Genomic DNA, 6,073 nt, shown 5'->3' with positions numbered 1-6,073 from the left:
CGGCACCACATGGTCCCCGTGCTGCTTCGCCCCGTCTTGCTTCGCCCCGTCTTGCTTCGCCCCGTCCCCCATCGCCCCTTCCTCCTTCCGCACCGGACGCCCCCACCGCCCCGCCCACAGCACCGCGCCCCCGGCTACCACCCCCAGCCCCGCGGTCACCGGCCACAGCATCCCCGGCGCCGACTCGTACAACGCACCCCCGAGCGGCGCCGCCAGCACCATGCCGCTGATGGAGACACCGGCGTACAGGGACTGGAAGCGGCCCTGGGCATGCTCGGGTGCCTGGTCGGCGACATAGGCGGTGGCCGGGGTCTTGTACAGGAGTTCGCCGAGCGTGAGCAGCGTCATCATCGCGACAGCGGTGCCCAGGCCCGCCCCGAGCAGCAGCATGCCGTACCCGGCGGCCACCAGGAGCAGCCCGGTGCCCACGATGTGCAGGGGCGAGCGGCGGCGCAGCGCCAGCGCGGCGGGCAGCTCCAGGCACAGCAGCACCCCGCCGTTGATCGCGAGCAGCGCCCCGTACACCTCGGTGCCGAGCCCGTGGTCGGCGAGGAAGACGGGGAAGGTCGAGTACTGCTGTCGATAGACGACGTCCGTCACGAGGATCGCCGCGAGCAGCACCAGCACGGCCGGGCGTGCCCGCAGGGCCGGCCAGAGCCCGCCCGGCTTCCCGCGGCGCCGGCCACCGGAAGACCCCACGGCGCTGCCGGCACCAGCCGGGACCATACGCGCCGTCCACCATGCGAAGGCGAGCCCGCCCATTCCTTCGGCGACGTAGAGCCAGTCGTACGACAGCCGCGTGGCGACCATCGCCGCGAGCACAGGAGCGACGGCGAAGCCGCCGTTCCCCGCCGTGCGCACCAGGGCGAACGCCTGGCGGCGGGCGCCCTCCGGCACGACGGCCGCGACGAGCGCGGAGTTGGCGGCCCGCTGCACCCCGGCCGCGTACTCGGCGAGCGGCAGCGCGAGATACAGGGCGGCCGTCGGCAGCAGGGGCACGGCGGCCAGCAGGCACCCGGCGGTGCCGGCGGCCGCCAGCAGCACGCGCCGGTGCCCGTACCGGTCCCCGTACCAGCCGCCGGTGAAGTTGCCCGCGACCAGCCCGACCCCGCCGATGCCGCTGAGCAGGCCCGCCTCGCCGGTGCCGAGCCCCCGCGGGCCGGTCAGGTAGAGGAAGAGGTAGGCGAAGCTGACGCTCACGACACTGTTGACGAAGGTCCCCGCGGCCAGCAGCCACACCGTGCGCGGCACATCCCTCAACCCACCCACGTCCGTCCCCCGCATCCCGCACCTAGTGAGTTCCTTTTGGGAACGGACTATGTCAGCATGGCAGCCTCGGGTCAACGGCCGCCTCGGAACCGGGCGGCCGACCGGAGCGGAAGGAACGCGGCTCATGCCCCGCAGAACGCGCCTGGAGGACGCCGACTGTGCCATCGCACAGGCCCTGGACGTCGTCGGCGACTGGTGGACGCTGCTGATCGTGCGCGACACGGCCCGCGGCGTGCACCGCTTCGACGAGCTCCAGCGGGAACTGGGCATGTCCCGCAAGGTGTTGACGGAGCGGCTGCGGCTGCTCGTGGAAGCGGAGGTGCTCACGCGCGTGCCCTATCAGGACCGTCCGGTACGCCACGAGTACCGGCTCACCCCACGAGGCCGTGCCCTGCTGCCCGTTCTGGTCGCTCTGCAGGACTGGGGCGACGCCTGGATCCTGGGCGACGGTGGCACCACGGCCACGGCGGCGGAGGCGTCAGCGGAGGCGCGCAGGGTCCATCAGCTCCAGGGCACCCACGTCCCCGAGCTGCAACTGACCGGCCACGACGGCACCTTGCGCGACCCGGTGAGCGCCGACACCCCGTTCACCGTCCTGTACTGCTTCCCCGGCGCATACGCCCGCGCCGACGCCTATCCGCCCGGCTGGTCGGACATCCCCGGCGCCCGCGGCTGCACCCTGGAGTCCTGCACCTTCCGCGACCGGCACACCGAGTTCGCCGCGGCCGGTGCCACGGTGCACGGGGTGTCCACCCAACGCCCGGACGAGCAGCGGGCGTTCGCCGAGAAGGAGGGACTCGGCTTCCCGCTGCTGTCCGACGCCGAGCTGGAGCTGATCACCGCGCTGCGCCTGCCGACGTTCCGCGCGGCGGGGGTGAGCCGGCTCAAGCGCCTGACCCTCCTCGTGGACCGCGAGCGGGTCGTCCGGCATGTGCAGTACCCGGTCACGGACATCGCGGGCAGCGTGGCGGCGGCGCTGGAGGAGGTCCGCCGGCTCAGCGAACCGCAGCCTCCCCCGGAATGATCCGGCGCAGCATCTCGCGCGCGTACCCCTCGTCGTAGGGCGTGTCGGTGAGCAGGACCTGGAGGCAGATGCCGTCCATGAGGGCGACCAGGGCGCGCGCGGTCACCGGGTCCGTGCGGTGGGAGAGCAGGCCGGTGACGCCCTGGCACCACTCCGCCGCGACCGGGCGCAGGGCGGGGCGGCGCAGGGCGGCCAGATAGAGCTCGTACTCGAGTTCCACGCCGGTGCGCTCGCCCGCGAGCCACTCGCCCATCACGGCGGCGAGTTCGGCGGCCAGGTCGCTGTCCGGGTCCCGCAGTCCGGCGTGCGCGGCGACCACCTTGGCGAAGCCCTCGTTCGCCTGTCGCAGCGCGGCGACCAGCAGTTCGTCGAGGGTGGCGAAGTGGTACGTCGTCGAGCCGAGCGGCACATCGGCCTCGGCGGCCACGCTGCGGTGGCTCAGCCCGGCGATGCCCTTCTCCCCGACGACCCGGATCGCCGCGTCGATGATCCGCTGCCGCCGCTCGGGGTCGTAGCGCCGGACGCGCGTCGCGGCCATCAGTGCGCGCCCCCGAGATTCAGCACCACCACACCCACGATGATCAGCGCGATCCCGGCGGCCTTCGCTGCGGTGAGCCCCTCCCCCAGGAACAGGATCCCGATGGTGGCGATGGCGGCCGTGCCGACCCCGGCCCAGATCGCGTACGCCGTGCCGACGGAGACCGTGCGCAGGGTCTGGGCGAGCAGGGTGAAGGAGACCACGTACCCGAGGAGCGTCAGCAGCGAAGGACCGAGCCTGCTGAAACCGTCGCTGTACTTCATCGCGGTAGTGGCACCGACCTCGGCGGCGATGGCTCCGGCCAGGAGCAGATATCCCATGTGTACGAGCGTACATAACGCCGGACGCGGAAGACCCCGGAAACAGCGGAACGGCGGCACCCGAAGGCACCGCCGTTCCAAGAAACAGGCCGGCTCAGACGTTGAAGCCCAGCGCCCGCAGCTGCTCGCGGCCGTCGTCCGTGATCTTGTCCGGGCCCCACGGCGGCATCCAGACCCAGTTGATGCGCAGCTCGCTGACCAGGCCGTCCGTGGCGGACTTGGCCTGGTCCTCGATGACGTCGGTCAGCGGGCAGGCCGCCGAGGTCAGGGTCATGTCGACGGTCGCCACATTGGAGTCGTCGATGTGGATGCCGTAGATCAGGCCGAGGTTGACCACGTCGATCCCCAGCTCGGGGTCGACGACGTCCATCAGGGCCTCGCGGAGCTCCTCCTCCGAGGCCGGCTTCATCTCCACGGTCTCGCTCATGCCGTAGTCCTTTCGGCGTCGGCGCCCAGCGCCTGGGCCGTCGCGTCCTTCCACGCCATCCAGCTCAGGAGGGCGCACTTGACCCGCGCGGGGTACTTGGAGACACCGGCGAACGCGACCGCGTCCTCCAGGATCTCCTCCATCGCGTCGTCGGGCTCGATCTTCCCCTTGGACTGCATCAGCTCCAGGAAGGTCTCCTGGATCTTCTGCGCCTCGGCGAGGTCCTTGCCGACCAGCAGCTCGTTCAGCACGGAGGCCGAGGCCTGGCTGATGGAGCAGCCCTGACCCTCGTACGACACGTCGCTGATCGTCGAACCGTCGTACTTCACGCGCAGTGTGATCTCGTCGCCGCACGTCGGGTTGACGTGGTGCACCTCGGCGTCGCCGTCCCGAAGACCCCGGCCGTGCGGGTTCTTGTAGTGGTCCAGGATGACGTCCTGGTACATGGAGTCCAGCTTCACGCCTCAGCCCCTCATCCGAAGAAGTTCCGTACGTGCTCCAGGCCGTCGACCAGGGCGTCGATCTCGGCCGGCGTGGAGTACAGATAGAACGACGCTCGCGTGGTCGCAGGAATTCCGTACCGCAGGCAGACCGGGCGGGCGCAGTGGTGGCCGACCCGGACGGCGATGCCCTGCTCGTCGAGGACCTGGCCCACGTCGTGCGGGTGGATGTCGCCGAGGGTGAAGGAGATCGCCGCGCCCCGGTCCTCGGCCGTGGTCGGGCCGATGATGCGCAGGTCGGGGACCTCCGCCAGCCGCTTCACGGCGTACTCGGTGAGGGCGTGCTCATGGGCGAGGATCTTGTCCATGCCGATCGAGTTGAGGTAGTCGATCGCCGCGCCCAGACCGACCGCCTGCGCGATCGGCGGGGTGCCCGCCTCGAACTTGTGCGGGGCGGGGGCGTACGTCGACGAGTGCATCGACACGGTCTCGATCATCTCGCCGCCGCCGAGGAACGGAGGCAGGTCCTCCAGCAGTTCCTGGCGGCCCCACAGGACGCCGATGCCGGTCGGGCCGCACATCTTGTGGCCGGTGAAGGCCACGAAGTCGGCCTGCAGGGCCTGCACGTCCAGCGGCATGTGCGGGGCGGCCTGGGAGGCGTCGATGCAGACCAGCGCACCGACCTCCTGGGCCCGGCGGATGATCGTCTCGACCGGGTTGACCGTGCCCAGGATGTTCGACACCAGCACAAAGGAGACGATCTTCGTCTTCTCGGTGATGATCTCGTCGATGTTCGACAGGTCGAGGCGGCCGTCGTCCGTCAGACCGAACCACTTCAGCTTCGCGCCCGTGCGCTGCGCGAGCAGCTGCCACGGCACGATGTTGGAGTGGTGCTCCATCTCCGTGATGACGATCTCGGTGTCCGAGTCCACCCGGTAGGGCTCGTCGGCCCAGCCGAGCATGTTGGCCACGAGGTTGAGCGACTCGGAGGCGTTCTTGGTGAAGATCACCTCGTCGCGCGAGGGCGCGTTGATGAACTCCGCGACCTTGTCGCGCGCACCCTCGTACAGCGCCGTGGCCTCCTCGGCGAGCACATGCACACCGCGGTGGACGTTGGCGTTGTAGCGCTCGTAGTACTCACTGAGTGCGTCCAGCACCTGACGCGGCTTCTGGCTGGTGGCCGCGTTGTCCAGGTACACGAGCTTCTTGCCGTCGTGGACCTGGCGGTCCAGGACGGGGAAGTCCTTGCGGATCGCCTCGGTGTCGAGGAGGCCCGGCAGCTGTGTCACGCGGATGCGCCACCCTTCACGTACTTGTCGTAGCCCTCGGCCTCGAGCTGGTCGGCGAGCTCCGCGCCACCGGACTCGGCGATGCGGCCGTTCGCGAACACGTGCACGTGGTCGGGCTTGATGTAGCGCAGGATGCGCGTGTAGTGCGTGATCAGCAGGGTGCCGACCTCGCCCGTCTCGCGGACGCGGTTGACGCCCTCGGAGACGACGCGCAGGGCGTCGACGTCCAGGCCGGAGTCGGTCTCGTCGAGGATCGCGACCTTCGGCTTGAGCAGCTCGAGCTGGAGGATCTCGTGGCGCTTCTTCTCACCGCCGGAGAAGCCCTCGTTGACGTTGCGCTCGGCGAAGGCGGGGTCCATGTTGAGGCGCTCCATGGCCTCCTTGACCTCCTTCACCCAGGTGCGCAGCTTGGGGGCCTCGCCGCGGATGGCGGTGGCGGAGGTGCGCAGGAAGTTGGAGACCGAGACGCCGGGGACCTCGACCGGGTACTGCATGGCGAGGAACAGGCCGGCGCGGGCGCGCTCGTCGACGGACATCTCCAGGACGTCCTCGCCGTCGAGGGTGACGGTGCCCTGGGTGATCGTGTACTTGGGGTGACCCGCGAGGGAGTAGGCGAGGGTCGACTTGCCGGAGCCGTTGGGGCCCATGATGGCGTGCGTCTCGCCCTGCTTCACGGTGAGGTCGACGCCCTTGAGGATCTCCTTCGTGGCGTTGTCGGCCTCGACGGTGACGTGCAGGTCTCGGATTTCAAGCGTTGCCATGGGTG

8 protein-coding genes are annotated in these 6,073 nt (G+C 70.3%); 1 reads left to right on the top strand and 7 read right to left on the bottom strand.

Annotated elements, in window-relative coordinates; genetic code table 11:
• A partial coding sequence (locus N4P33_RS12375) for an MFS transporter (protein WP_260826431.1) occupies positions 1 to 1,269 on the bottom strand: 1,269 nt, incomplete at its 3' end.
• A 124-nt stretch (positions 1,270 to 1,393) separates the two neighbouring features.
• Between N4P33_RS12375 and N4P33_RS12370 the strand changes: the two genes are divergently transcribed.
• Entirely contained in the window at positions 1,394 to 2,293 is a 900-nt protein-coding gene (locus tag N4P33_RS12370; protein WP_260826428.1) for a winged helix-turn-helix transcriptional regulator, read from the top strand.
• Here N4P33_RS12370 and N4P33_RS12365 read toward each other — a convergent pair.
• The 6 genes from N4P33_RS12365 to sufC form a co-directional block, all read right to left on the bottom strand.
• A complete protein-coding gene (locus N4P33_RS12365) occupies positions 2,265 to 2,831 on the bottom strand; it encodes a TetR/AcrR family transcriptional regulator (RefSeq protein WP_260826427.1) in 567 nt (188 codons plus the stop codon). The two genes, N4P33_RS12370 and N4P33_RS12365, sit on opposite strands and share 29 nt — an antisense overlap.
• Positions 2,831 to 3,151 (bottom strand): multidrug efflux SMR transporter, encoded by a 321-nt coding sequence (locus N4P33_RS12360; protein WP_260826426.1) that lies wholly within the window; start codon positions 3,149 to 3,151, stop codon positions 2,831 to 2,833. The genes N4P33_RS12365 and N4P33_RS12360 overlap by 1 nt, the downstream gene beginning before the upstream one ends.
• Before the next feature lie 94 nt (positions 3,152 to 3,245).
• Positions 3,246 to 3,578 carry a metal-sulfur cluster assembly factor gene (locus N4P33_RS12355; protein WP_073942328.1) on the bottom strand — a complete coding sequence of 111 codons (333 nt, stop codon included), beginning with the start codon at positions 3,576 to 3,578 and terminating at the stop codon, positions 3,246 to 3,248.
• Positions 3,575 to 4,039, bottom strand: coding sequence for a Fe-S cluster assembly sulfur transfer protein SufU (sufU, locus tag N4P33_RS12350; protein WP_260826425.1), 465 nt, complete (start codon positions 4,037 to 4,039; stop codon positions 3,575 to 3,577). Before sufU ends, N4P33_RS12355 begins: the two co-directional genes overlap by 4 nt.
• Before the next feature lie 11 nt (positions 4,040 to 4,050).
• Entirely contained in the window at positions 4,051 to 5,307 is a 1,257-nt protein-coding gene (locus tag N4P33_RS12345; RefSeq protein WP_260826424.1) for a cysteine desulfurase, read from the bottom strand.
• Positions 5,304 to 6,068, bottom strand: coding sequence for a Fe-S cluster assembly ATPase SufC (gene sufC / locus N4P33_RS12340; RefSeq protein WP_260826423.1), 765 nt, complete (start codon positions 6,066 to 6,068; stop codon positions 5,304 to 5,306). Before sufC ends, N4P33_RS12345 begins: the two co-directional genes overlap by 4 nt.
• Positions 6,069 to 6,073: the final 5 nt, after the last annotated feature.

It is taken from the genome of Streptomyces sp. 15-116A (assembly GCF_025290915.1).
GTDB lineage: Bacteria > Actinomycetota > Actinomycetes > Streptomycetales > Streptomycetaceae > Streptomyces.
Note: the sequence above shows the minus strand (reverse complement) of the source record. Positions and strands in the feature narration are given on the sequence as shown.